The organism is Burkholderia sp. AU33545, assembly GCF_020419685.1.
Taxonomy (GTDB): domain Bacteria; phylum Pseudomonadota; class Gammaproteobacteria; order Burkholderiales; family Burkholderiaceae; genus Burkholderia; species Burkholderia diffusa.
This window is the reverse complement of record NZ_JAIZRQ010000010.1, coordinates 94,497-119,904: the sequence shown is the minus strand read 5'-3', so window position 1 is coordinate 119,904 and position 25,408 is coordinate 94,497. Positions and strand designations below refer to the sequence as shown.

Below are 25,408 nucleotides of genomic sequence, written 5' to 3'. Positions count from 1 at the left end.
GCCCCGCCGGCAATTCATTGCCTATCAACCCCATCGGGAACCACTCCCGACAGGGGGCAGGTTCCCACTCTGGAGAACCTGTCATGCAACACGCCAACCTTCAACAACCCACCATTCCGCTCGGTCGCATCGTCCTCGGTCCGAACCCTCGAACCTACTTCGATGACGCCGAGATGGACGAGATGCGAGCGTCCATCCGCGCGCGCGGCGTCGATACACCCGTGCTCGTGCGTCCGCTCGACGACGATACGTTTCAGCTGATCGCCGGCGGACGCAGGTACAAAGCCGCGATGGACGTTCACGGCGAGACCTATGACATGCCGGTGTCGATCAAGTACGTCGACGAGATCGAGGCCGAGGAAATCGCGCTGGTGGAAAACATCCAGCGTGCGGACATGTCACCTGGCGAAGAGGCGGTCGCCGCGGCCAAGATGGTCGGCCGCTGCAAGGGCGACCGGGAAGATGCCGCCCGTCGCATCGGCTGGAGCCTTCCGACGCTCAACAGCCGGCTCGCTCTCATGAACTGCAGCGCGAGTGTGCTGGAAGCGCTCAATACGCGGAAGATCAATCTCGGCCACGCCGAGCTGCTCGCAGCAATTTCAAAAGAAAGTCAGGACAAGGTGTTGCCCGTCATCGTCGCTGAGAAGCGGTCGGTGGCCGACGTCAAGAAGCTGGTCGAGTCCGTGTCGTGCTCGCTAAACGCGGCGATCTTCGACAAGGAAGAGTGCACCAGCTGTCCGCACAACTCGTCCACGCAGTCTGCACTGTTTGGCGAGTCGATCGCGGACGGCAACTGCACCAACCGCGGTTGCTACAACGAAAAGACCGAGAAACAACTCGAAGTGATCGCCACCGGCGTTCGCGACGAGTATCCGCTCGTTCGGATCGTGCGACCCGGCGACAACCACACCCGTGTGCAAATTGCGGTCGACGGTCCAAACGGCGTGGGCGAAGACCAGGCGAAGGCCTGTCACTCGTGCCAGAACTATGGTGCTGCGGTGAGCGCGTTGCCTGATTCCATCGGCAAGGTGTTTCGCGGTCAGTGCTTTGATACCGTGTGCAACATGAAGAAGGTTGCGGCACGGATTCAAGCGGCGAAGGCGGCGAAGCAGCCTGCGGCAACCGCGAATGCGGGGGCCGCGACCGGCAAGGGCGCCGCGAAGGCGGGCGGATCGAAGTCCGAGCCGGCAGCCGTCACGGTCGTCGCGGAATCCGACAAGGTGAAGCAATACCGTGTCGCCGTCTGGCGCAAGGCACTTCGCCGCGATATCGGGACGAACGGCGTGCTCGCACGTCAGTACCTGATCGCGATCGTCCTGGCCGGATACGCCCGGCAGATCAAGGATGACACCTTCCGGCTCGTGTTCGAGAAGATGACCGAGGAAAAGGTGCCGTCTGGCGATCTTCCGAAGGCGGTCGATCTGGTACAAGCGACGAGCGAGCAGCAACAGGCAGATCTCGTGACCGGCATGCTGCTTTCCGCGATCGAAGGTCTCGAGGTGTCCTACCTGACGCAGCTTTGCAAGCAACACAAGCTGGATCTGACGAAGCACTGGAAGCTCGACAAGACCTTCCTCGAACTGTTGACCAAGGCCGAGATGATGGTCGTGGCCGACGAAATCGGGCTGCGCAACGCGATGGGCGACGACTTCAAGAAGGTGTTCTCGAAGTCGAAGTCGGAAGTGATCGAGGCGCTGCTTAACGTCAGCGGTTTCGAGTACGCCGGCAAGATCCCGAAGGTTCTCAAGTTCTGACATACAGGGCGGCCGTGCGCCGTTCCCTCCCTTCATTTGCGCCGCCGTCGTGCGGCGCTTTTTCATTTTCCGGAGATTTTCATGTTTCAAGCACTTGAACCGCTGATTCGTTCGGCTGGTAAGTTGACGCTGTCTCTCGCGATGGACGGCGACAACATTGTGGTGTTCCTGACGCCGCAAGGCGGGAAGGACGCCACGCTGCGTCAACCGCTCATTCTGAAGGCGACGGCTGCGGAGCTGGATGAAGGGTTCGCCGCGGCGGTCACCTCGTACTCGGCGGCGCACAAGTCGCTCGAGGAGCAGGTAGCGGCGACGAACGCGATCCTGGACGAGCAGAAGGCTACGCAGGTGACGAAGGCGCAGAAGGCCCTGACCCAGGGTTCGAAGGTGCCGGCGGCCGGCGCAGCAAGCGGCCCGCAAGATGAGGACGACGACAACGACGACGGCACTCAGCCGACACAGTCGGCGCCGCAGGCCTCCGATGCCGAGTCGAAGCCGGCCGGCACCGATCTCGCGTCCTTGCTCGATTAAGGAGATATGTCATGTCGATCAGCATCGCAGCGGTTGTTCGTGAATTCCTCTACAACGGCATGGCCTTGATGGATCCCGGCGTGGCGTTCTCGCCCGATCAGGTGCGGGATCTGTACACCGCCCAGTATCCGGAGCTGACGACGGCCGCCGTCGACGGCCCGCAAATCAAGGGTGAGGTCATGTCCTACACGTTCGTTCGCGCGGCAGGCGCCAAAGGCGCCCATGCGTAAGGACGCTCTGCTCAAGGCCCTATCCGATCCGGATGGTGGCTTCAACCAACAGGAACCGGCCGAAAGGCCGGTTTTTTTATATGACGAGGAAATGCGGAAATGTTCTTCGATCCTGCACTCCCTGATTCAAGCGTCGCAGCTGGCTCGGCCGCGACCTGGCAACCGCCACGCGCTGCCGCTGCCCGACGTCGACCTGCCTCTGATCTTCTGACGCTTCCGTCCTTCTCGACGGAGGTGCCGGGGGCGGTGCGGTTGAAGTGGCGCGAAGACGTGCACCTGTCGGATCTGGTCCTGAAGCATTTCCAGTACGGGCCGCTGCGAGCCGGCGACGTTCACGATCCGGCCGACGCCGGCGACGCGTTTCAGCAGGCGTTTCATGCGTGGACGCAACGCCAGCATGGGCGGTTTTCCCGGCTCCGATTCACGCCGCATCTGTTCGACGCGCTTGCGGTTCGCGATGTGCTCGATGGCCTCGGTAACGGGAACAACGATGAAGATCCGACGCCGCTGTTTTTCGGGTTCGGCCTTGAAGATGAGTGGGTGTACTCCCTTGAAGGGGCGATCGCGACACTGCGGTCGGTCCACCCGTTGCTCTTCCGGACGGTGATGGCCGCGTTGTATCGCGCATCGGCTCGGACGATGTTCATCCGCCTGCCAGACTGGTTCATGTACGAATTTTCGTGCTGGTACTGGGACGGCGATCCGGACATTTCGGACGAGGACGCGGACGAAATGCTGAAGGAGCGTTTCCACGACGACACTGAAACGCGCAATGCGTATCTGCCGTCGGTTGTTCGGCCACAGCTTTGTCCGGATGACGCTGATCCGTGTGTATTTGGCGGCGGCGAATGGCGTGAGCGACGCGCCCTGACGGACCCGGAGCTGCTTCGGCTTCGCGCTCGCAGCAGGGGCATGCCCCGGCGCGTCTGCACCGAGGTGCTCAAGCTCCGCGCACTGATGCGGCGTAGCCGAACGCGAGATCTGCTTCACGTGAGCTACAACGCAAATCCGGTTTACGCGCTTTGCTCGGTGATCGTCGAGGACAACCAGTTTGTCGGCGACCTTCTCGATTGTCATTTCGACAATGAAGCCCAATCCGGTGATGCGACCACCTACAGCGGATTTTCCCGTTTGGCGTCGACTCCGAAGGCTATCCGCCGCCAGTACGCCGACCTGGCACTGGCGTTTCGCATTCTCACTCACCTTGACCGGCTTCTTGCGCTGGTGAGTCATCCCACTTAATGGAGTTTGTTATGTCTGGTATCGCGACCGGTCGAACCGGGTCTGATGTCGCATTGTCGCAAGCGCTGTTGCTCTATACAGGCAAGGACGGTGCGCATTTTGCGACAGCCCACGCTGTCATCGCTGACCGCCAAAGCGGCCGGCCCATCATTGGTGCCGGTCGGCCGCTTGACCGGAAGGTACTTGTTCAAACGCTGCTGCAGCTCGCGGAGCACGTCGCACCGCGGGCGGAGTTTTTGCCGCCGACGGTGCTCGGGGTCTCGCCTGATGCAGTCACGTGGTGGTGTCCGCCAGCGATGCGCCGGGTGTTCTTCGAATGCGAGAACCTTGGCAAGCGAAGCGCCGTGGTGCCGCATCCGGGGCTGGTGTTCCAGGCCTCGAATCAGGGCTTTCGCGTGTTCGCGGTGGCATGCAGCGATCGCCCCGTTCGCGAGACGCCGTTGTTCGAACCGCCGTACTTCAACACGTGGGACATGGGCCGGATCTGCATCGGCAGTGCGCAAGTGCCGAAGCGTGTGGATGTGGCGTCAATCGATGGGTGGGAAGCCGGGTTCTTCGATTCGGCCTTCACGCATCCGAACGCCGGCGGCAAACGGATCGAGTACAAGGACGGCGAGTACGCGTTCTGGCGCGACATGCTCGACGGCAAGTTCGGCGAGACGTTTCCGCTCAACGCGCTGGTGCCTATGAAACGGACGCTCGAGCAGCTGGTGAACGGCCAAGTCGGGAGGGTCGCATGAATCCGCTCGATACCGTTCTCCAGCAGTCGTTCCCGTCGGTGATGGTTCCGTCGCGGGAGGCCGTTGTCCCGATGACGCGTTCGGGTGAGCGCCTGCTCATCGCATCGGACGGCGTCTATCTGGAAGTCCTGCGCCCCTGGCTGAGCGCGGTGCGTCGCATCGCGCAGTACGAAGTCTCGACAGCTGTCCCGTACGGGAAGGTCGAAGAGACGACGGCGCTCTTGTGCGGGCAGATTCCGGCCGCGCTCGTCGCGGAGTTTCATGCGATGGCTCGGGCGGCGGTGCCAAATGAGGTCGGTGCGTGGATCGTCTGGAACAGCGTGACCTTGACGTTCCGCATCGTTGCTTTGCCTTCGCTGTCGCACGGGCCGGGGCATCTGGTCTATGAGCGGCCGCGGCTTGCGGACGGCGAATGGCTGGTGGTGGATTGTCATTCCCATGGCACGGGCCCCGCGTTCTTCTCGCGCACGGACAACAAGGATGACCAGCATGACGTGAAGTTTGCGCTCGTGCTGGGCCATTGCGATCGTACGCCGTCCGTCGCGCTGCGGCTTTGCGCGAAGGGGATCTTCGAGAAGTTCGAACGCGTGCCGGAGTCGTGGGCGGTCGCGTTGACGATGGAGGTGATGTGATGAGCGAGGCGATCACTCACAATATTACGGCCGACATGATCCGCCGGCCGTGGCGCGTCGTGGTGGTCGGCGCCGGCGGGACCGGCAGCGCATTTCTTCCCAGTCTCGCGCGGCTGCATCACGCGATGATCGAGCTCGGCCACCCTGGCGGGATCGAGTGCACGGTGTACGACGACGACACCGTCAGTGAGACAAATGTCGGGCGGCAGGGGTTCTATCCCAATGACGTCGGACATTACAAGGCGCTGCTGCTCGTGAATCGGCTCAACAACCTGATGGGGACCAACTGGGTTGCGGAGCCGCGGCGTGTCGATTCGTCGGTGCGGATCGTCGCCGACATCGTGGTGGGTTGCGTCGACTCACGTCGCGCGCGGCACGCCATTGTGCAGGCAGCGAAGCGGGGGAGTTGTCACTACTACCTCGACTGCGGCAACGAGACGAATCGTGGCCAGGTCATTCTCGGCGAATTCGGTAAGGCCCGGCACGACCGGTTGCCCCATGTGGGCGACCTTTTCCCGGACCTGCTGAACGCGAAGAACGACAAGGGCGATGACACACCGTCGTGCTCGATGGCCGACGCGCTGCGCAAGCAGTCGTTGGTCATCAATCAGGCGATTTCGGTACAGGCCTACAACCTGCTCTGGACGCTATACCGGACGGGCTCGCTGAAGTACTCGGGCACCTTCGTGAACCTGGAATCGGGCCGCACAAGCCCGATACCGATTGATTCTGCTGCATGGGCGCGCTTTGGCTACGACGCGCCTCCCCAGAAGAAGCCACGGGCACGCAAGCTCCCGACGGCTAAAGCTGATGCCTAAACATGCCGTTCGCCTTATGGGGAACGGTTTATTTCAATGTCGATCCTGAAAACTGGACGATGCCTATACAGGAGTATTTCGATGTTCAAGAAGTTGTTTGACCGCGATGCCAAATCGGCCGCGGGAGCGCTGGTGGTGCTGCTGTACGGTGTCTTCCCGATGTTTCTCTTTGGCTCGCTGCTGGCTGCCATCGGGAGCCATCCGGAGGTGGCTGCCGTGTTGAAGAACGAGCCTGTCTATCGTTACGTGACGTGGTGGGATGGTGGAACGAAATGGATTCCGCTCTGGTTCGGCGCGGTCGCGGTTGGCTCGCTCTTCTGTGGAGTTGAGCGGTTGGTGCGTGCGGTGACCACGGGCGCCGAATGGAAGTACATGCCGCATGTGCGAAAGGGAGTGAAGGACTACACGCTCAAACCGTTCCTGAGCGCGTTGGCTTTCGTCGATGGCCTCATGGTGAATGACCCGCGTGTTTGTATCGCGGTCTTTCTCATGGGGGCAGTGCTGGCTTTTTGGTCGCTCAACCTGCTAAAGGTGAGCGAGTCGTAACGAGGTGCCGCCGTCCGTTCGAGGTGGCATCGTCCTTAACTACCGGCGTGGCGACACTCGTGCGTTGCGCTTTCTAATCCATCTGCAGACAAGCGCCTCCCGAGTGATCGGGCAGGCGCTTTTTTTTCGTCCAGAGGAAAGCGGGGCGGTTTTCGCGACGATTTCGGCGCGCGGCGCTGGCGCGTAGTCCTACACTGATCTTGTTTCTCGCGCTTCCGCGCATCGACCCAGTCGCACCGGCTCTGCCCGTGCGCATTTCTCTCACCGACAACGTGTCGGCTTCCCTGTCAGGGCAATCCCCCTGACGGGCGATTGCCCTCTTTTTTTGAGGCAATCGTCATGTTCAAGCTTCTCATCACTGTCCTGCTGCTCTCGTCCCTGACTGCGTGTGCGTCGTACGACTTCGGTTCGCCCGATGTCTACCAGCGCTATGACGTTCAGCACGCGGGAACGATCGAGGCGGCCACGGTCGTCAGCGTTCGGACCATCACGATCGACAGCGGCTCCGACAACTCAGGCCTGTCGTCGCTGCTTAGCGCGGGTGTGAGTGCGTTTCTCGGCTCGCGCACGATCGGCGGCGGTAACGGCCGCTATATCGCCGGTGCCATCGCCGGCGCGAGCGCCGGGTTTATCACGCAGAAGGTATCGGCAGTCCTGCAGCGTCACGCAGGTGTCGAGATCGTTGTTCGTACCGCCGCCGGCCGAGTGTTGGTCGTGGTGCAAACGGACGACCAGCGCTTCACCACGGGCGACCGTGTGATGCTGGTCAGCAGCAATTCAGGGCTGCGCGTCACGCGCTGAGCCCATTTTCGATTCCGGCGATCGCCGGCTTTCCCATTCATAGCGAGGCCCTCCGAAAGGGGGCCTCGCTTTTTTTATTCCGAGGGCAAGATGTTCAAGGTACCGAGAGTTCTTCGCGCCGATCGGCGCGCGGCTGGCGCCGCGGCCGACGCGGCACTGACGCACCACGCGAAGCGCATGCTGCATCGCGTCGCGCGCGACCTGAGGTTGCGCGCGGGTGAACACGAGGTGGTGGCGGAGCCGGCGAAAGCAGGCCGCGGCTGCCGCGTCACCCTGCGCACCAGCCGGATGTTGCTCGAAATCGCGGATACGGCATCCCGCCAACGCGTCGCGGTGTCGTTCCGCACGCGGCGGGGTCATCGCGACCTGTCAGGCGGCGGCGACAACGTCGTGCCGCTCGCCCAACTCGACACGGACGAGGGCTACCAGGCCTTGCTTGGCGGCCTTCGGCTCGTGGATGGTCTCGATAGCGATCGGCGATAGGAGGCACGATGGAATTCGTTGATGTGCGTGTCGAATTTCCTTCGGGCCTGACGGTCGTTGATCGCGGATCGTACGATTCGGATGAGCAGATCGTTTTCATTTCCGTGCAGATGCGAGAGCTGCTGATCGCGGTCAAGGAAATGGAGCCTCCTCCGGTCGTTACGGCGACTTGGGGCGGGTTTGAGGCAACCCTGGTCCAGGGGACGGCAGATAGCTTCGACGTTGCGTCGGTAACCGAACTTGCGGCGGAGCCGCGATCGAGATTGAGCGCCCGGCTCGTGCGCGCGTCCTGGTCGAAGGACCAGCGGCAGCAGTTCGGGCGCTTCTGTCACACGCTGACGGTCTCATCGATCGTCGGGTTAGTCGGCTACGTGCACGCCATCGCGGAGTTCTCTATCTGGGCCGCGATGAACGTCGCCGCTCTGGTCGTGATTGGTGTGATAACGTACGTTATAGGCATGGATTCCATGAACGGAGAATGAAAATGTACTTCGGTCCTGTTGCACTGCTTCTGACGCTGGTGTTCTGCGGCTACGGCATCGTCGCATGCGAACGCGGTCGCAAGGCGGAGCGCGACCAACGTCGTTCTCTGCGTCACCACACGCATTAAATCGAACTGACGGCCGCCGACCTCGGCGGCTTCTGTCCAATTAAGGGCTGCACCTCACGGTGCGGCCCTTTTTATTTTGGGGTTTCCATGTTTGAAGTTCTGGAGCAGCCGGTATCGCGGCCGCTGGATATGCATAAATTCGCCGGCAAGACGGTCGAAGAGGTCGCTCGTTACGTGGGGCAGGCGTTACGAGCCGCCGGTCTCGAGCCCGAATGGGTGACCGTTGCGAATCAGTCGCGGTATGCGAACGAGGCCGTTTTTGGTGCGAAGCCTTGGACCAACTGGCCGGTTGATGGTGGGCGGCGACGTAGTTCAGTGTCGATCCATCGTGGTCAGTCGGAAGGGTGGATCGTACATATCGACACTGTCTGGCTTTCAGCAGAGCGCGGCATCGGCCACTGGCGAACACAACCGCTCATTCGCATAAAGACGCTGACACGTTCCCATGGCTGGGCCGTTGCAGCGGTGGTATCGAACCTGCTCGATATCGACTGACGCATCACCCTCTCTTTCTCCCAATCCGGGGCAACTGCCCGGATGGGGTGGTTGCCCCTTTTTGCAAGGACAACCACTGATGTATACGATTCACACTCCCAACGAAGTGATTCACGTCGAGACCCTCGCGCACGCGTTCCACGTGTTCTTCCACGACGCGACCTTGTCTGCGTACGAAACGCCAGAGATCTCGTTGATTCATGGGGGCACCCCGCTGCCGATTCTGCGCTATAACGGCATCTTGACCGTCCGCCAGCCGGGTACCGCCCACGCAATCTTCACGTCGCTCTTTACCGAGCTTCGAGACCGCTGGTTCAGCAAAGACGGGAAGGCGCTGCAGCCCTGGCAGGTCACTCGCAAGCGCTGGGAGATTTTCCAGTTCGTGTTCGAGCTCGCGTCGAGACCGGCTTGGCTGCTGTCGGGCGAACAGCTCGAGGCGGAGGTAGAGGCAGCACGAGCCGCTGGCCACCGCTTTCACTTGGGCGATGTTTGCGACCAGGTCGCGGACACCCTGTTCGGCTACACGTCGCAAGGGCCGCGGCTCTCGCTCTCGGGTGGGGTCAACGGCCGGCACGAGGTGCATGTCGCCCATGCGCTGTTTCGGGATCAGCCGATCCCGGACACGGTGCTCGCAGACTACCGCGGCGACGCCAAGCACTTCCGGTACGATCTGCAGTGGTTCCCGGTTCTCCTGGACGTGCCGGCTCTGCGCAACTCGCTTCCGTACGGCGTGATGCAGAACGCGGTCGCGATCTTCCGGCACGAAAAGCGGCAGATCGACGGCGAGCTCGGTACCGATATCGTCGCGGCGCTAAAGTCTGCCCCGGCCGACATCACGTACACCGACGTCGACGACCGGCTGTACGCGGCAGGCCTCGTGCACAAGCTGGATCTTCCGGAGCAATACCAGCGCCCGGTGGATGTCGGCATCGCCAAGTCCCCCGTTGCTGCGCGATTGCGCGAGCTGATCGGGGATGCCGTACTGAAGAAGTCGCGGGACAGGCTCGAAGCCGATCGCCAGAAAGGGCTGATCTCGCAGCGGCAGTATGACCTGCAGACCGATTTGGCGACGCTGGATCGAGGGCGTACGACGTTCGAATGGCCGAACCAGTTCGCGGCCGCTGTCGAAGCCCGCGACGTTAGCACCCTGCTGAAGGTTCTTGATCATCCTGATGGCTGGAACGACCACAGCAAGCAGGTACTGCGAGAGCAGTTTGGACTGTCGTTGCGCGGATTGAACTCGACCCGCCGACGGCGCGCGATCTTCACGTTCTGCGGCTTCGATGAGGCGGCACAAGCCGAGTGGGAGGCAAAGCAGGACACCGCTCGAGCACGGCGACGTGCGCAAGAGGCCGCGAATGACGCCAAGGCGAAAGCAGAGCGTGCGCGGTATCGCACGCCCGATAATGCGGTGATCACGGGCGTCGAGCACGTCGATCGCGCGATCGCTGACGGGTATTCCGACATCCGCAGCTTTCGCCATGGTGCGGCGACGCGCTACGCATTGGCGAGGCCTGGTTCGACCGAGGGGCGAACGCTCCACGCGAAGAACGGTACGCTGGACTATGCGCGTTCCCGACTGACGTCACTCGCGGCTTGATCGGGGACCTGCTTCTCGCATGAGCGGTCTTCCGTCAGTCGATATTGAACAACCGGCGCCTCGTGCGCCGGTTTTTTTTCGTCCATTCGCAGCGTGGCAGATCCAAAGCCGCCCGCTTTTCCCGACCTTTCCGGCCAGCGTGTGGCACAGGGACGCCTACACTGGCTTTACTTACCGCGTCATCGACGCATCGAACCCGCCGCGAAGCGGCCTTTTCCTGCCCCAGGGGATTACGTCCCGCAGGGCGTCGTTCACGGGGCGACACTTTCGAGGTCACCCATGAACCAACTCGACGTATCACCCCGCTTCCCACCGGACGTCATCTCGATCGCAGAGATCGAGGTGGCCATCAACGTGTGGCGCAATCGCTCGCCGGCGCCGATCGGCCCCGACGAGCTGCTCGTACTTTGCCCCGAGGCCCGCGTACTCGCGGACGTCTACGGCGTGATGATCGTCACGCGCGCGAAATGCGTGCCGCGGTCATCGTTGACGGAAAGACAGGCCGCCGCGCTCACACAAGCGCACGCTTAAGGATCAAACGGCGTCTCCGGACGCATCGACACGCCGCATCGCGGCATCTCCAATCGCCCCGCAGGGTCACGTCCCTGCCGGGCGCGATCCCGTGGGGCTTTCTATTCAAGGAACCCCCATGAAACTCTCCCCCGCGCAGCTCACCGGGCTGCTCAGCATCTACATTCCGAAGCGCTTCCCGGTGCTGATCAGTGGCCGGCCCGGCATCGGCAAATCCGACATCGTCGAAGCTGCTGCGACCGCGACCGACCACGATCTGCTCATCAGCCATCCGGTGGTCGAGGATCCGACGGACTCGAAGGGCCTGCCGTTCCCGTCATCGGACGGCGAACGTGCGCGGTTCCTGCCGTTCGGCGACCTCGAGCGCGCATTGAGCGCGCGCCGGCCGCTGCTCTGGTTTCTCGACGATCTTGGGCAGGCATCGCCGGCCGTGCAGGCCGCAAAGATGCAACTGCTGCTCGCCCGTCGGATCGGCGAGCACAAGCTGCCGGATCAGGTGACGTTCGTGGCTGCTACCAACCGGCGCGGCGATAACGCCGGTGTGGCCGGGATTCTCGATCCGGTGATCTCGCGCTTCGCCGCTGTGGTTGAACTGGAGCCGACGATCAACGACTGGACACGCTGGGCGGTTGCACACAACGTGCCGCCGGAGCTGATCGCATTTCTCCGGTTCCGGCCCGATCTGCTCTCGGTCGTTAAAACGAGCCGAGACATCGAGGCATCGCCGAGCCCGCGCAGCTGGGGCTTCGTTGCCAGGGTGTTCCCGTCCGTTCCCGCGCACCTGCTGACCCATGCGGTCAGCGGCGCGGTCGGCGAGGGCGCGGCGGCGGAGTTCGTCAGCTTTCTCTCGATCTACCGAGCGCTGCCGTCTGTCGACGCGATTCTGATGAACCCCGATCTCGGGCCGATTCCGGATGAGCCGAGCGTGCTGTATGCGCTGACGACGGCGCTTGCCTGCCAGGCCGGCGAAGGCAACTTCGACCGCGTCCTGCGGTACGCGGATCGCCTCGTCAACGCCGGCCACCGCGAATTCACGGCGGTCCTGGTGCGCGACGCGACCGTGCGCAAGCCGGAGTTGCAGAGTCATCCTGCCTTCGTCTGCGCGCAAGGCGGCGAGATCGGCAAGATCATCCGCGGCGAAGACTGATCGCCACCTACCTTCCATCGTAGTTCCTGTTGCCACGGCCCGCTCGCGCGCCGTGGCTTTTTTTCGTCTCATCCATTCAGTTTCTATCTGGAGTCATTCCATGAACATTACCGATCTGAAGTCCAAGGTCATGCTGTCGTCCGTCACGATTTCCACGTGGGTCGCCCGTCGCTACGACGGCAAGGTCACCGAGGAGGTCGAGAAGAGCCACCACGCGCGCGGCATTGGCCGATTCAACAAGCGCCTGCTGCCCGAGCACGCGCCGAGCTACGCCGAAGTGCTGTCGATCGGCAACCGGATCCGTTCCTACTACTACGGCCGCACGCTGAAGTACGACCAACTGGGCGTGCGCCTGCTGCCGACCATGATCTACATGGATGTGGCCGAGCGTATGCGCGCGGTGAAGGACGAGTTCGATCTCGCAGTGTCGGTTTTCCTGACGAACTATCTGGATCTGAAGGAGCAGGCGCGCGCGGAGATGAACGGCCTGTACAACGAGGCCGACTATCCGTCGCTGGCCGAGCTGTCCGGAAAATTCGGCATCAAGCTGTCGGTGCTGCCGTTCCCGGACGCGAGCCAGTTCGGGGTCGATCTGCCGAGCGACGTGCTGACGAACCTGCGTACCGAGATCGACCAGCACGTGTTCGAGTCGATCAAGACCGCGAACAACGATCTGGTCGGCCGGCTGTACGAGGCCGTGTCGACGATGGCGAACCGTCTGTACGCATCCAGCAACGTTCGCATGGACGTCGCCAACCATGTCCGTGAGCTCTGCGAGCTGTTGCCGAAGCTGAATTTCAGCAACGATCCGAAGCTGGCGCATATCCTCGAGCAGGCCAAGACGCATCTGGCCACCCACACCGGCGCGGAACTGAAGGAATCCAACGTGCTGCGTGCGCAAGTCGCTGCCAAGGCGACCGAGATCGAAGGCTTGATGGCGGCCTTCATGGGCGGCGCACCGGCGCCGATCGCGGATCAGGTGATCGATCAGGCGATCCAGCTTCCGCCGCTGCGCTTTGCCGCATGAGGTCGCCATGGACACGCGACTTTATGAACGCATCGCGAAGCAGCGCACGGCGCTTGTCCTCGACCACCCGTTCATCGGGGCGTTGGCGCTTCGGCTCAAGGTTGTCGAGGATCCGACCTGCGAAACGTTCTGGACGGACAGCGAATCGCTGGGCTACAACCCGGTGTACGCGGCTGACCTGAACGACCTGCAGGTGCGCGGCGTGCTCGCCCACGAGGTGTGGCACGTCGCGAACGGACATTGTTGGCGTCAGGGCTATCGCGAGCACAAGGGTTGGAATGAAGCATGCGATTACGCCGTGAATCCGATCGTGCTCGACGCCGGGCTGCAGTTGCCGCCCGGTGGACTCGTCGACCCGCGCTTCAAGGGCCGGTCGGCCGAGGAAATCTACGGCGTGCGGCAGAACGAGGCACGGCAGAAGGCCAAGCAAGGCGCTGGGAAGCAAGGCGACGGGCAATCGGGTAAAGCAGACGGGAATCAGCCGTCGGCCGGTTCCGGCGGCCCCGGTTCGCCACAACCCGCGAACGGCGGGAACACTCCGGCCGCAAGCCCTACGCCTGATGCAAAGCCTGATGCCGGTCCCGCATGCGGCGAGGTTCGCCAGTACGCGGGGCCCGACAAGGCGGCGAAGGAGGCCGAGTGGAAGGTCGCGGTCCTGCAGGCGGCGAAAGCTGCCCGGGCCGCTGGCAGGCTCAGCGGCGGGCTGCAAGCCGCCATCGAGCAAGCTGTTGCATCGACCGTCGATTGGCGCGCGCTCCTGCACCGGTTTGCGCAGGAAGCGGCGCCGACGGAGTACACGTGGGCGCAGCCGAATCGCCGCTACCTTCACGCAGGGCTGTATCTGCCGTCGTTGAATGAGCCGGCGGTAGGCGACGCAGTGTTCGTGCGCGACGCCAGCGGGTCGGTGTGGGACGCGACGCAGGCGCAGTTTGCCGCCGAGATCGAGTCGATGTTCGATGCGGTTCGACCTCGCCGTCTGGTTGTCATGGACTGCGACACGCGCGTCACGCAGGTGCAGGTGTTCGAGCGCGGCGAGCCGGTCGACCTCGCTCCGTTGAAAGGTGGTGGGGGGACGTCGTTCGTCGACCCCTTCCGTCGCATTTTGGCGGAAGGGATCGATCCGGCGTTTCTCGTCTACCTGACCGATATGGACGGCGCGTTTCCGAAGGAGGCGCCGTCCTATCCGGTGCTTTGGGCGTCGACCACGCCGCTCAAGCGTGCGAGGCGCGCGCCGTTCGGTGAGATGGTCGAGGTTATCTGTTGAGCGCCGCGGTCACGCGCCCATCTTCTGTCACCCACCCGGTCCTCGCGACCGGGTTTTTTTTCGCGTGCGCGAAACAGCAACCATGGAAGGGTGGAGGGGAACCCGGAGAAAGCTATACGTTTTTCTGGAGCATTCTCGGTTAGCCCCCTCAACCGGTTGACGCGAACGCAGGCCTGAGCAGTCGCAAACGCCGCCGTTTGGGGTGCGACGAAAGCTGCTGAATTTCGCCATTCTTTCGGTCCGCCAGCGGCGCGCGCAGCTTGAACAATAGCTGCATGTCCGAAATTGCCCAGAATCCGCCAACCGCGAATCAGCCGAGCGTCGACCGTCCGGTGCCTGATGCGCCGGCGTCTCGCCCGAGCGCGCAGATCACTGCCGAGGAGTTGCTCAAGGTCCGTCCGCTCGAAGACAACGCGGTGAAGCTGTTCTTCGCGTCGCTCGACCAGCTGACCGGTCCGCTGGATGCACCCGACGTCGCTGAAATCATGATCAACGACTACGACAACGTCTGGATCGAGCGGCGCGGTGAGATGCACAAGCTCGACATGCGCTTCAATCCCGCGAAGCTGCAGGGCGCCATTCTGTCGCTCGCGTCGTCGGTCGAGAAGTCCGCGAAAGCCGGTACCGCGCAGGGGATCATCAACGGCGGCCACAAGAATCTCCGGATCGCCTCAGTGATGCGGCCGACCGCGATCGACGGGCATGCGCTTGCGATCCGGAAGCATCGGGAATCGAACCTGTCGTTGGCCGACTACGTTGGCATGGGCGCGTTCTCGCTCGTCCACGCTCGCCGCGTGGTGGAGCGCGCGATCTTTCCACCAGGTGCGCATGACGAGGTCCTGGGAGAAGCATTCCGGGCGCTCGTTCGATCGCGAGCGAACGTCCTGGTGGCAGGCGGCACGTCGACCGGCAAGACGACCTTCCTGAACGCGCTGAATGCGGAGATTCCGCCAGAGGAGCGTGTCATCACGATCGAAGACACGATGGAACTCAAACTGTCCGCGCCGAATCGCGTGCGGCTGCTGTCGAACCCCGACAAGGGCGTGACCACGCAGGTCCTGGTCGCGCTGTGTCTGCGCTTCCGGCCCGACCGGATCATCGTCGGTGAGGTTCGGGGCGGCGAAGCGTACGACTTTATTCAGGCACTGAGCACCGGCCACGACGGTGGCATGGGCTCGATCCACTCGAACGATGCGCGCGGCGCGCTGAGTCGTCTCGAGAGTCTGGCGATGCTTGGTATCCCCACGGGGAGCCGCTGGGAGCTTGCCGACATGCGCAAGGCCATCGCCGATTGCTTTCACTACGTCGTGCACCTGCGTCGCACGGGCGAGCTGCGCCACGTGTCGGAAGTGCTCGCCATCAAGGGTTTCAAAAACGGGGACTACGTCCTCGAGCGCGTTTTTTAACCATACGGGGTTTCCAATGAAGAAGTTGTTCAACGCTTTTGTTCACTCGCCGCTCGCCAAAATTGTCAGCGCCTTCCTTCGACCGGCGACTGCCAAAGTACGCAGCGCGGCGCACTACCTGTTCGGTCGCGGGCAGATCCGCTCCACGTTGATCGCAGCCGCGATCGCGTTTGCCACACCGGCGGCGCATGCAGTGGATCTCAGCGATCTCGGCAACGCCGCGTCGATGATCTGTCTGATTCAGGCCTATGTGAGCGGCCCGGTGCTGTTCTGTATCGGCATCGTGGTGATCATCATGGCCGCAATCATGATCGCGAACTCCGAGAGCAACATCGTCAAGTTTCTCGCGACCGTCTTCATTGGACTCGGTGTCGCGGCGTGTGCGATTCCGATCGTGAAGAACCGCATGCACATCGACTACACCTGTGCGTAAGCCGAAAAAAGTCAGCCGTTCGCTGTCGCTGCCCCGCCAGTTAGGCGGGGCGGAGCGCGGACTCGCGATCGCGAACGGGACGATCACGACGCTGCTCTGCTACAGCGCGATGACGCCCGCGTTCCTCGTCGTCGGAATTGGCATCCATTGGGTGCTCCGATGGCTGTCGTCGACCGATCCGTGGTGGAAGGAGGTGCTCATCGTCTACAACCGCTATCCGGACGTACACGAGCCCCTCCCCACGACGAAGTTCTCGGTTCGGTTTAAGCGTCCCTACGGGTTCGATCAGGATCTGCAATGTTGAGTTCGAAAATCAAACGCGGTCCGGTGCAGGAGATTGCGCCGTGGGCGACGATGGTCACCCCGGAGCTTGTCCTGGACAAGGATGGGTCGCTGCTGACGGTGTTCACGTTCGACGGGATCGACGCCGACTCGCCGAACAAGGCTGATATTTCGGCAGCGCGAGACAACCTCGATCATGCATGCAAGAACTTCGACCACCGGGTAACGGCGTGGTGGCGACTGTCGCATCGGCGTGTCCGTGGGGACATACAGGGTGGATTCTCGTCCCGGATCGACGAGCGCATCGATGCCATCAATCGCGCACACGTCGGCAGCGGCAAGTTCTTCCGCAACACCCATTCGCTGGCGCTCGCTTATACGCCCGAGACCGGGATCAACAAGATCTTCGAGAAAGTCGCTTACCACATGACGGTCGGCGGCAAGTCGGTGCCGGTCGCTCTATGGGAAACCCTCCGTGACGTGCTGTTTGCACGCAGCGCCTTCGCGTTCGACATGGAACGGATCACGTCCGACATCAAGCGGTTCGAGGGGGTGATCGATGCTTTCAAGGGCGGTGTGACGCGCCTCAAGATGAAGCGCCTGCAACTGCAGAATGCCATGGCGTTCCTGCACCAGACGGCGAACCCCTCCGTTCCGCCGCGCCGCGTTCGCTACCCGGTCACGATGCTGGACACCCATCTGACCGAGACGTTCGTGACGTACGGCACGGAGCACCTGATGTTCGAGTCAGCGTACGGAAAGCGGTACGCGAAGATCGTGTCCGTGAAGGAATGGATGGGGTTTCAGGAGGCCGCCCTCGATGTCCTGGCGGACGTCGATGCAGAGCTCGACATCTGCGTCATGTTCCGCTTCCTGTCGACCCACAAGGCGCGGGTCTACATCGAGAAGATGCGCAAGTTCTACAAGGTCGCGGCGTTCAACCCGCTTGCGATCCTGAAGAGCTTCTTCTCGAAGGATGAAAAGCAGGAGGCGGAAAAGAACGACAAGGGGCGTGAAATCCTCGCCGAAGAGGCTGAAAACGCACTGGCGAAGCTTGTGGCCGATGGGACGCAGTATGGGTTCGCCAACATCTCGGTGGTCATCTATGGGGACACGGTTGAGGAGTGCGACGACAACGCGCGTGAAGTCGTCGGCCGCATCGGCAATGCGGGGTTTGGCGTCATCCTGGAGACCCGCAACATCCCGGCGGCATGGGCGACCACGTTGCCCGGACGGTGGGATCAGCAAAAGCGCCTGCAGTTCGTCGAAACACCGTGCGTTTCCGACATTGCGCCGTTGCGCGGGGTCGAGGAAGGCAGTCCGGTCAACCAATGGCTGACCCAACAGACCGGCGAGCAGACCGGGCCGCTTACCGTTCTGCCCACGCGTCACCGCACGCTGCAGCGCGTGACGCTGCACCAACCGGGCGGGAAGTCGCACACGCTCGTGGTCGGGCCGATCGGCGCGGGCAAGACGATCTTCCTGAACTTTCTCGTGTCGCAGTCCGGGCGCCACAACCCGCGCCGGATCAAGTTCGACAAGAACCGGTCGACGCGGATTCCGACGGTGATGGCGAACGGTCGCTTTGTCGATGCGACGGGGCGGTTCGGCGCGGCCACGCCGGTCAACCCGCTTTCGCTGCTGGCGGATAAGCGGCACTGGACCTATGTGGCGGAATGGGTGCAGATGGCGATCGAGGATGAGGACTTCCACTGTACGCCGCAGCAGCAGACCGATATCTATCAGGCTGTCGCAACGCTGGGCGGCGGCGAGTATGACCGCGAACTCTGGACGCTGTCGATGCTGAACACGTTGTTGCCGATCGAGCTGCGTGAGCGGCTCCAGATCTGGACGCAAGGTGAAAAGAACGGTCGCTTCTTCGATCACGTCGAGGATGCGTTCTCGCTGTCGGACGATATCGCGATCGAGATGGGGGACCTGTTTGAAAAGTACCCGGTCGCCGCCGCGCTATTCATGGATTACGCGTTTTATCGCATCTCGCAATGGCTGGACGGGAAGCGCTTCACGATCATCGAGGTCGAAGAGTGCGGCTTCTTCTTCCAGTACGAACGCTTCTATGCCCGCCTGGAACTGTGGGCCGTCACGATTCGCGGCTTGAACGGGACTCTTGTGATGGCGACCCAGTCGCTCGGGCAGCTTGCCCGCGTGAAGAACTTCGAGATTCTGAAGGAGAACATCCCGAACTTCTTCTTCCTGCCTAACCGGGACGCGCGTAACAACAAGCACCTCTATCGGGATGTGTTCGGCCTGACTGACGACCTGATCGACATGATTGCCGACGCGGTACCCAACCGCGATTACCTGTGGGTGACGCCTGATCACGCACGGATGCTCCAAGCGCAATTCCCGAAAGAAGCACTTGCCGTTTTGCGCGCCGACGGCGCCGCCCAACGGGTGCTCGACAAACACCACGACTCCGGCTCGCCGCACTGGCGTGAAGAGTACCTCCAAGAAATGTTGACTCTCGACTGATAGGTGATCCCTTGAAAATGCGCCTCCTCCGTGCCGCCGTCGTCGCAGCATCCCTTTTCTCGGCCCAGCATGCCTCGGCCATGATCGTGTTCGATCCGACCAACTTCGCGCAGAACGTCATTACGGCCGCGAAGGCGGTGCGCGGTGAGATCTACCAGAACACCAACATCATCTACCAGTACCAGATGATGGCGAACCAGCTGCTGCAGGCGAAGAACCTCGATCCAGCCGCGTGGAAGGCCGCGTATGAGCAGATCACCGGCGACATCAACAAAGTAAAGAATCTGGTCGGCACCCTCAACGGCCTGTACGGTGACCTCAAGCAGGGTGGCCAATGGGTTTCGCAGGTGCAGACGTTGGTGAGCCGTTCTGGCAAGACCAATGAGCAGTGGTTCGCCGACATGAACACGCTCTATCAGCAGAACGACAAGGTGGTGCGCAACCTGTTCCAGATGGGATCGGACATCATGCAGCACACGAACGATCTGGCGAAGCGCCGTCAAGAGTTGCAATCTCAACTGTCGTTGTCGCCGACGGCGCAGGCGACGGCGGAGATTACGACGCACTATCTCGACATCGTGACGAGCCAGAACGCCGACATTCTTCAACTCAACGCAGCGAAGGCGCAACGCGACTCGCAGAAAGATGCGCAGCAGGTTGAAGACGACAAGGAGAAGGCGGCGGACGCGAACCGCTTCATTTCGAAGCAGCAGGCCGAGCGGTCGGCATATGGGTTCTGAGTCGGTGATGGCCAACGATTCTGCGAAGCGGTTGCGCCGCGGGGCCTTGACGCTGCTCGTGCTGATGCTGATCGGTGTCGCCACGGCTTCGAGCGCGTACGCGTTCGATTTGCCATCGGGCACCTCGGGATGGAGCTCGAGCTACCAACCGGGCGAGGTGGCGAAGGGGGCAATGGCGGCGATAGACGAGATCGCGAAGATCATGAAGGATCTGATCGACCTCGCGGTGACGCTTAGTCAACCGCTCGATCAGCACGCGAACAAGATGGCTGGCGGGCTGGCAGGCATCACAGTTGCACTCGCGGGAGTTCGGTATGCCGCAACCAGGGATCCCGTGGCGGCGTGGCAGTCGCTGATTGAGGACCTGGCGATTCTCGGCATCTTCGGTTCGATCTTCCTGATGTACGCCACCTGGGCGCCCGGGTTCTATAAATGGTTTAACGATATGGCGGTAGCGGTGTCCGGCACGGATGCACAGTCGCTTCCGTCCGCGATGGTCAAATCCGCAGGCTCGATCTTCGATGCGGTTATCGAGGCTTTCCAGGCCGCGCATTGGTGGAGCTACATCGCACTGGCGATCAATCTGATGCCATTGTTGTTCGCCTGGGGCTTTCTGATGATCGCGTCTCTCGTATTTCTCTTCTTCATTTCGCTGGGCACCATTCAGATGGCCGTCGGCATCGTGATGGGCAAGATCGCCTTGGCGTTAGGTATGTCGGAGTTCACGCGCGGCTACTTCAAGACCTGGCTCGATTACATGATCAGTGCGGGCATGTATATGGTTGTCGCGGCGATCCTTCAGCGCTTGGTGACGACCACGATCACGAGCGCGCTTACCAACGCGATCTCGAAGGGGCTGACCACACCGTATGCCGGATCGCTGACACTCGATCTGTCGATCTTCGTCCTGATTCTGTCGTTCGAGGTTCCGAAGTTCGCCTCCATGTTCGGCGGCGGCGCGAATGCGAGCGGCGGGGCATTCAAGAGTCTGACGAAGCTTGCGACGAAGGGCTTGGCATGATGAGCGAGCTACGTCTCTTTCAGTCGCTCGATCGCAGTGTGCTGGTCGCGAACAACGAACGGCGGATCGATCTGATCGCGCAATGCGCCAACGAAGTCAGCCAAGCGGAATTCGATCGCAAGTGGCTCACGCTCGTGCATCGGTGCGCCGATTGGTTCTCGTCCGTTCCGCTCAATCCGGAGCTGTACCGGGAGCCTGGTGGTGCATTCCGCTGCACGATCGAGACGGCCTTCTACGCGATGCGGCTGGCCGGCGGGCAGAAGTTCGGCACAAACTTGCCGTCGGAACGCCGGCGGCGCATCGAGCCGCAATACAACTATGGGGTGTTCCTCGCTGCAATCTGCTCGTGGCTGGATGAGCCCTATCGGCATTTCGAGGTGGTGCGCGAGGCCGATCAGCAGGTCTGGAATCCGTCGATTCACGGGGCGGCCGGGCCGTGGCTGGGGGATCTTCCTTACCGGATATCGCGCCGGTCGGCGCCGCTTGCGGTTGAGCGGATGCGCACCGGCATGCTCGCGCAGGCGCTGGTCGGCAGTGAACTGCTCTCGGGCCTGGATGCGGAGGTGCTGGCCGAGGTGTTCGGGTCGATCAACCCGACTGCAAGTCCGGTCGGTGTCGAATCGTTGACCCATCGGGTGGTCCGCCAGGCGATTTCGACGGCGGCCGAATTCGATCGGAAAGCGCAGCGTGGCGTGTTTGAGCCGGTGAAGTTTGCCGTGCCGTCAGCGATCCACGTCGCGGGCGAGCTCGAGCCGGCGGTGACGCCGGCCGCCACACCTGCCTCGTCGACGGTTGCCGCGCCGGCGCCCGCTACTCCGACGGCGGCAGGACGCGCGCCGTCACCGATTACGCCGACCGCCCCGAGCACCCCGACCGCCCCGACCGCGCAAGCGGCGGCCTCCGCGGAAGGGGGAACGACAAGCGTGGTCGGCGTGCCAAGTCCGCAGCCGCCATCAAGCCCACCTCAACTGGGCGCGCCGACGCCTGCTGAGTCACGTGAGCTGGCCGTGCAGCCGGCGCAATCCGGACCACAGTCAGCCGTGATCGATCCGGAGCGTCGCGTTGAGCCGTCCCCGGAAGCGTTCGACGCGGTGCTCAAGGGCGCGCCGCGCATGATCGTGGATTTCTTCCGCGCCCTCGGGCAGGACGTTCAGGCGGGGAAGGCCAAGGTGCGGTGGAGTGAGTTGGGCCTGGTGCTGCCCAAGCGCCTGATCGGTAGCTACGGCATCGCGAGCGACACCCTGATCGAGCACATGCGTCGCCGGAGTCTGTTGCTTGTCAACGAGCCGATGGAAGTCACGCTAGCACCGCGCGCCGGTGAGCTGATTCAGGCGCGCGGCCTATGAACGGCTACATCAACCATTTTCGGCCGATCTACGAGCTCAGGGCCGCGCTCGTATGGCTGCTCGCGATTGTCATGTTGCCCCTGTCCGGGATGCCGCATGCGTGGGCATTCGCGCTGATCGCCCTGGTGGCATTTGCAATTCGATCGGGGCAGGTCTGGCGCGCGCTGAAATTCCGCATGGCCATCTCGACGAAATGGCTGACGACGCTCGCGGTGCCCAAGCTGCTTGCGATCCAGTCGCGCATGAAATCGGAAGCGAATGCGATGTTTCTCGGCACGGGCTTTGAGTGGACACAGAAGCACTGCCAGATTGCGCATGACATTCTTCGCATGCCGTCGACGGATATCCCGGGCCTTCCGAAGTGGCTGCCGAAAACCAAAACCGGACGCCAGTTCGAGGAGATGATCGAGCGGCTCTTTGCCCCGAAGGACAGTATCAGGGACCGCATGCCTCAAGGGGTCTCATGGATCCACGGGCTTGAGCCGGCGAAGGGCTTCGTGCCGTTCCATTACAAGGCGATGGGCGGCCACACCGCGGTGGGCGGCACGACTGGTGCGGGGAAGACCCGTACCTACGAGTGCATTTCCACTCAGGTGATCCATCTCGGCGATGTGTTGCTCGACTTCGATCCGAAAAACGACAAGGAATGGAAGCTCCGGGTGGAGCGGGAGTGCAAGCGGGCCGGCCGGAAGTTCCTGTACTTCAATCAGGCAAAGCCCTCGGAATCGATTCGCCTGGAGCCGCTCGATAGTTGGTCGCAACCTTCGGAGATCCCGAGCCGGATCGCGCAGCTGATGGAGGAGGGGCCGTTCCGCGACTTTGCGTACCTGTTCATCAGCCGCTCGGTAAACGGCGAGCTGTACATCGGCGACAAGCCGAACCTGCGGTCGATTCTCAAGTATGCCCAGTCGGGCATCGCGACGCTGCTGGAGAAGGCGCTGAAGCGCTTCTTCCTCGAACAGGGCCTGACGGATTGGGAAACGCAGGTCGTAGCCGACACGGTGAAGATGGCCAACAAGCCCGGCGTCTCCAAAGTGGATGGCATGGTCGCGCTGTACCAGGCACGGTTCGCGGCACTCGATCGCGGCCACGAGGCGATCGACGGCCTGATCTCGACGCACACGCACGACCGCGAACACTACATGCGGATCATCGCGTCGGCGCTCCCGCTGCTGCAGATGCTCGCGACCGGCGAAACCGGCCTGATGCTGGCGCCGAAGGTCGACGACTTCGAGGACGAGCGCGAGATCTGGACCATTGAGAAGATCATTCGCCAGAAGGCGGTGCTTCACGTCGGGGCCGACTCGCTGTCGAACAGCATCGTGGCGAAGGCGATCATGTCGATGCTGCTCGCCGACGTGTCGGCGGTCTGCGGCTCGATCTACAACTTTTACGAGACGCCGCCTGAAGTCGTGCTGATCATCGACGAGGTCGCGGAGGCGATCAACGAACAGGTGATCCAGATCCTGAACAAGGGGCGTGGTGCAGGCTTCAAGGCGTTCGTGGCATTCCAGACGCGCTCGGACATCGAGGCGAAGCTCGGAAATGCCGCAAAAATGCTGCAGGTTTTGGGCAATTTGAACAACCAGATCATCTTACGCTTAGAGGACACCGACACGGCGGACTGGTTCTCCGACAAGGTCGGGGAGACGGCGATCCGCAACCTGGTGATGTCGAGTTCGACCAGCACGGGTAGCGAGTCGCACGTCGGTGAATTTACGGGATCGGTGTCTCGCTCGCTCCAACTGGAGAAAGTACCGCTGATTCCATCCCGCCTGATACAGAGCCTTCCGAACCTGCAGTACTTCATGCGGATTTCGGGTGGCGCGGTGTATCAGGGACGCATTCCAATCCTAAATGGCTGAAAACCAAAGCATGTCTGTCGTCTTCAAAAAAATCATCCGCGACCATAAGCTTTCGGCCCGCCTGATCCCAGTGTTCACGCTGGCGCCGGAGCTGGAGCTCGCGTGCACGCGCGTGGCCGACTTCATCGGTGAGAAGTTCATCGGCAAGTCAGGCCCGCTCGTCAAGGAGATGCTCACGGAGGGACTCGATGGGGTCAGGCGCGTACGGAAAACAGGCGATCCGCACGTTGCGTTCATGCAGGGGATGTTCGCGTCGGCGCACCTGCTCTATGCCAGACGCTACGTTGCGCGCGACGGCGAGCGCTGCCATGTGTGGTCACCGATGTTTGAGCCGGTTACGGTGTTCGAGGCGCGTCATGCACATCTGCCGACCGAGGTGGTCGACGAACGCTGCCCGGAGAACATCAGCCAGCGCTCCGCCGCATTCCAGCTCGCCGCACGTGCGCTGACGGGCGAGAACTTCCGACTCTACTTCGAGGGATACGATGTCGCTCACGCGTTTTCTGATTCGGACGCTGGCCAGGGTTGACGACGACGTTGCGCGCCGAGTGATGTCGACCGCGTCCGCCCAGGATGATGCGAACGCGCCGGTACCGGCCGAGTTCGCGCGGGGGCAAAACGCGCTGGCCTATGCGCTCGCGCTGTTCATCGGTCGCCGCCCACTTCACTTCTACGTGGGGCTGTTTGGTCTCGTCGCGTTTCCGAGCTACCTGGCCTGTCGGGCGATTGCCTCCCTGCTGACGCTGATGGGAGGCAGCCATGGCGGATAGCCGGTTTGTCCGGCATGTGAAGGTCTGGTTCTTCTTCGTGCCACTCGTAGCCGTCGCGATCATGCCGGTCGTGCCGAATCGATCGTTATTCGAGATCCCGGAAGCGGAAACTCGCTCGGTGGTGGCGACGATCGGCGAGGATCGGGCGGATCGTGCTGTGGCGACCACGAACCGGTTGTTCAGGCGGTACTTCGTAGACACTGGGGTGGTGGCGGCATCGCTCGAAACCACGCGGGGGGCGGACGCAGATGATGGCGGGATGACCAATCTGGCCAGCACGTGGGTTCACAACTTCTGGCGGCTGGTTTATCGCGTGGTCTACCGGCTCACGATCATGAAGCTCTGGCTAATCGGTACGTTGGCCTTCTGCGTTGCCATGTTCGTCGACGGGACAGTGCGTCGGAAGATTCGCGCGGCTGCTGCGGGCTATGTGAGCCCGGTTTCCTTCCACCTGGCGGGTCACGGCATTCTGCTGGTGTTCGGCGTTGCGTTCTCGGTGTTGATCGCGCCGATTCCGTTGCTGGCGCCGTACTGGATCGCAATCGCCGGTTGCCTCGGTGTGCTGCTCTGGAAGGCGGCATCGTCGTACCAGTAACTTCGT

At 62.3% G+C, this 25,408-nt stretch carries 29 protein-coding genes; all 29 read left to right on the top strand.

The features are described 5' to 3' along the window. The first annotated feature begins 83 nt into the window (after positions 1-83). The 29 genes from LGM71_RS29700 to LGM71_RS29565 all read left to right on the top strand — a co-directional run bounded on the left by LGM71_RS29700 (position 84) and on the right by LGM71_RS29565 (position 25,402). Positions 84-1,754 (top strand): PRTRC system ParB family protein, encoded by a 1,671-nt coding sequence (locus tag LGM71_RS29700; protein ID WP_226117977.1) that lies wholly within the window; start codon positions 84-86, stop codon positions 1,752-1,754. A gap of 81 nt (positions 1,755-1,835) precedes the next feature. After that, positions 1,836-2,285 carry a PRTRC system protein E gene (locus LGM71_RS29695; protein WP_226117975.1) on the top strand — a complete coding sequence of 150 codons (450 nt, stop codon included), beginning with the start codon at positions 1,836-1,838 and terminating at the stop codon, positions 2,283-2,285. A gap of 11 nt (positions 2,286-2,296) precedes the next feature. After that, the gene (locus LGM71_RS29690; protein WP_226117973.1) at positions 2,297-2,515 is read left to right on the top strand and encodes a PRTRC system protein C; all 219 of its coding nucleotides are present in this window, start codon (positions 2,297-2,299) and stop codon (positions 2,513-2,515) included. A 99-nt stretch (positions 2,516-2,614) separates the two neighbouring features. Next, complete coding sequence (locus LGM71_RS29685) at positions 2,615-3,757, top strand: PRTRC system protein F (RefSeq protein WP_226117971.1); 1,143 nt, start codon at positions 2,615-2,617, stop codon at positions 3,755-3,757. Between the two features lie 11 nt (positions 3,758-3,768). Beyond that, the gene (locus LGM71_RS29680) at positions 3,769-4,497 is read left to right on the top strand and encodes a PRTRC system protein B (RefSeq protein ID WP_226117969.1); all 729 of its coding nucleotides are present in this window, start codon (positions 3,769-3,771) and stop codon (positions 4,495-4,497) included. Beyond that, positions 4,494-5,129, top strand: a complete 636-nt coding sequence (locus LGM71_RS29675) for a PRTRC system protein A (RefSeq protein ID WP_226117967.1) — start codon at positions 4,494-4,496, stop codon at positions 5,127-5,129. Before LGM71_RS29680 ends, LGM71_RS29675 begins: the two co-directional genes overlap by 4 nt. Beyond that, on the top strand, positions 5,129-5,947 hold the full coding sequence (locus tag LGM71_RS29670) for a PRTRC system ThiF family protein (protein WP_226117965.1): 819 nt from the start codon (positions 5,129-5,131) through the stop codon (positions 5,945-5,947). The genes LGM71_RS29675 and LGM71_RS29670 overlap by 1 nt, the downstream gene beginning before the upstream one ends. An 81-nt stretch (positions 5,948-6,028) precedes the next feature. Continuing rightward, positions 6,029-6,493: a hypothetical protein gene (locus LGM71_RS29665; protein WP_226117963.1), complete on the top strand. Its 465-nt coding sequence runs from the start codon at positions 6,029-6,031 to the stop codon at positions 6,491-6,493. A 339-nt stretch (positions 6,494-6,832) separates the two neighbouring features. After that, the gene (locus LGM71_RS29660) at positions 6,833-7,294 is read left to right on the top strand and encodes a hypothetical protein (RefSeq protein ID WP_226117961.1); all 462 of its coding nucleotides are present in this window, start codon (positions 6,833-6,835) and stop codon (positions 7,292-7,294) included. A 90-nt stretch (positions 7,295-7,384) separates the two neighbouring features. Further along, positions 7,385-7,777 (top strand): hypothetical protein, encoded by a 393-nt coding sequence (locus tag LGM71_RS29655; RefSeq protein ID WP_226117958.1) that lies wholly within the window; start codon positions 7,385-7,387, stop codon positions 7,775-7,777. A gap of 8 nt (positions 7,778-7,785) precedes the next feature. Further along, the gene (locus tag LGM71_RS29650; RefSeq protein WP_226117956.1) at positions 7,786-8,259 is read left to right on the top strand and encodes a hypothetical protein; all 474 of its coding nucleotides are present in this window, start codon (positions 7,786-7,788) and stop codon (positions 8,257-8,259) included. Continuing rightward, the gene (locus tag LGM71_RS33235) at positions 8,256-8,387 is read left to right on the top strand and encodes a hypothetical protein (protein WP_264160633.1); all 132 of its coding nucleotides are present in this window, start codon (positions 8,256-8,258) and stop codon (positions 8,385-8,387) included. The genes LGM71_RS29650 and LGM71_RS33235 overlap by 4 nt, the downstream gene beginning before the upstream one ends. A gap of 87 nt (positions 8,388-8,474) precedes the next feature. Continuing rightward, positions 8,475-8,882 (top strand): hypothetical protein, encoded by a 408-nt coding sequence (locus tag LGM71_RS29645; RefSeq protein ID WP_226117954.1) that lies wholly within the window; start codon positions 8,475-8,477, stop codon positions 8,880-8,882. Positions 8,883-8,961: 79 nt separating this feature from the next. Next, a complete protein-coding gene (locus LGM71_RS29640) occupies positions 8,962-10,482 on the top strand; it encodes a hypothetical protein (RefSeq protein WP_226117952.1) in 1,521 nt (506 codons plus the stop codon). 279 nt (positions 10,483-10,761) lie between these two features. Next, on the top strand, positions 10,762-11,013 hold the full coding sequence (locus tag LGM71_RS29635; protein ID WP_226117950.1) for a DUF3717 domain-containing protein: 252 nt from the start codon (positions 10,762-10,764) through the stop codon (positions 11,011-11,013). Positions 11,014-11,131: 118 nt separating this feature from the next. Then, on the top strand, positions 11,132-12,160 hold the full coding sequence (locus tag LGM71_RS29630) for an ATP-binding protein (RefSeq protein WP_226117948.1): 1,029 nt from the start codon (positions 11,132-11,134) through the stop codon (positions 12,158-12,160). A 100-nt stretch (positions 12,161-12,260) separates the two neighbouring features. After that, a complete protein-coding gene (locus tag LGM71_RS29625) occupies positions 12,261-13,187 on the top strand; it encodes a hypothetical protein (protein WP_226117947.1) in 927 nt (308 codons plus the stop codon). 7 nt (positions 13,188-13,194) lie between these two features. Then, positions 13,195-14,451 (top strand): DUF2201 family putative metallopeptidase, encoded by a 1,257-nt coding sequence (locus LGM71_RS29620; RefSeq protein WP_226117945.1) that lies wholly within the window; start codon positions 13,195-13,197, stop codon positions 14,449-14,451. 275 nt (positions 14,452-14,726) lie between these two features. Further along, positions 14,727-15,857 carry a CpaF family protein gene (locus tag LGM71_RS29615; RefSeq protein ID WP_226117943.1) on the top strand — a complete coding sequence of 377 codons (1,131 nt, stop codon included), beginning with the start codon at positions 14,727-14,729 and terminating at the stop codon, positions 15,855-15,857. 16 nt (positions 15,858-15,873) lie between these two features. Then, the gene (locus LGM71_RS29610) at positions 15,874-16,290 is read left to right on the top strand and encodes a TrbC/VirB2 family protein (RefSeq protein WP_226117941.1); all 417 of its coding nucleotides are present in this window, start codon (positions 15,874-15,876) and stop codon (positions 16,288-16,290) included. Then, complete coding sequence (locus tag LGM71_RS29605; protein ID WP_012367167.1) at positions 16,283-16,594, top strand: VirB3 family type IV secretion system protein; 312 nt, start codon at positions 16,283-16,285, stop codon at positions 16,592-16,594. Before LGM71_RS29610 ends, LGM71_RS29605 begins: the two co-directional genes overlap by 8 nt. After that, positions 16,588-19,065, top strand: a complete 2,478-nt coding sequence (locus LGM71_RS29600; RefSeq protein ID WP_226117939.1) for a VirB4 family type IV secretion system protein — start codon at positions 16,588-16,590, stop codon at positions 19,063-19,065. Before LGM71_RS29605 ends, LGM71_RS29600 begins: the two co-directional genes overlap by 7 nt. A gap of 17 nt (positions 19,066-19,082) precedes the next feature. Next, on the top strand, positions 19,083-19,805 hold the full coding sequence (locus tag LGM71_RS29595) for a type VI secretion protein (RefSeq protein WP_226118146.1): 723 nt from the start codon (positions 19,083-19,085) through the stop codon (positions 19,803-19,805). A gap of 7 nt (positions 19,806-19,812) precedes the next feature. Further along, complete coding sequence (locus LGM71_RS29590; RefSeq protein ID WP_226117937.1) at positions 19,813-20,826, top strand: type IV secretion system protein; 1,014 nt, start codon at positions 19,813-19,815, stop codon at positions 20,824-20,826. Further along, complete coding sequence (locus LGM71_RS29585) at positions 20,826-22,172, top strand: type VI secretion protein (protein ID WP_413226926.1); 1,347 nt, start codon at positions 20,826-20,828, stop codon at positions 22,170-22,172. The genes LGM71_RS29590 and LGM71_RS29585 overlap by 1 nt, the downstream gene beginning before the upstream one ends. Further along, on the top strand, positions 22,169-24,037 hold the full coding sequence (gene traD / locus LGM71_RS29580) for a conjugative transfer system coupling protein TraD (RefSeq protein ID WP_226117929.1): 1,869 nt from the start codon (positions 22,169-22,171) through the stop codon (positions 24,035-24,037). The genes LGM71_RS29585 and traD overlap by 4 nt, the downstream gene beginning before the upstream one ends. 10 nt (positions 24,038-24,047) lie before the next feature. Next, entirely contained in the window at positions 24,048-24,566 is a 519-nt protein-coding gene (locus tag LGM71_RS29575; protein ID WP_226118144.1) for a hypothetical protein, read from the top strand. Beyond that, positions 24,523-24,807, top strand: coding sequence for a hypothetical protein (locus tag LGM71_RS29570; protein WP_226117927.1), 285 nt, complete (start codon positions 24,523-24,525; stop codon positions 24,805-24,807). The genes LGM71_RS29575 and LGM71_RS29570 overlap by 44 nt, the downstream gene beginning before the upstream one ends. Beyond that, positions 24,797-25,402, top strand: coding sequence for a DUF4400 domain-containing protein (locus LGM71_RS29565; protein WP_226117925.1), 606 nt, complete (start codon positions 24,797-24,799; stop codon positions 25,400-25,402). Before LGM71_RS29570 ends, LGM71_RS29565 begins: the two co-directional genes overlap by 11 nt. Positions 25,403-25,408: the final 6 nt, after the last annotated feature.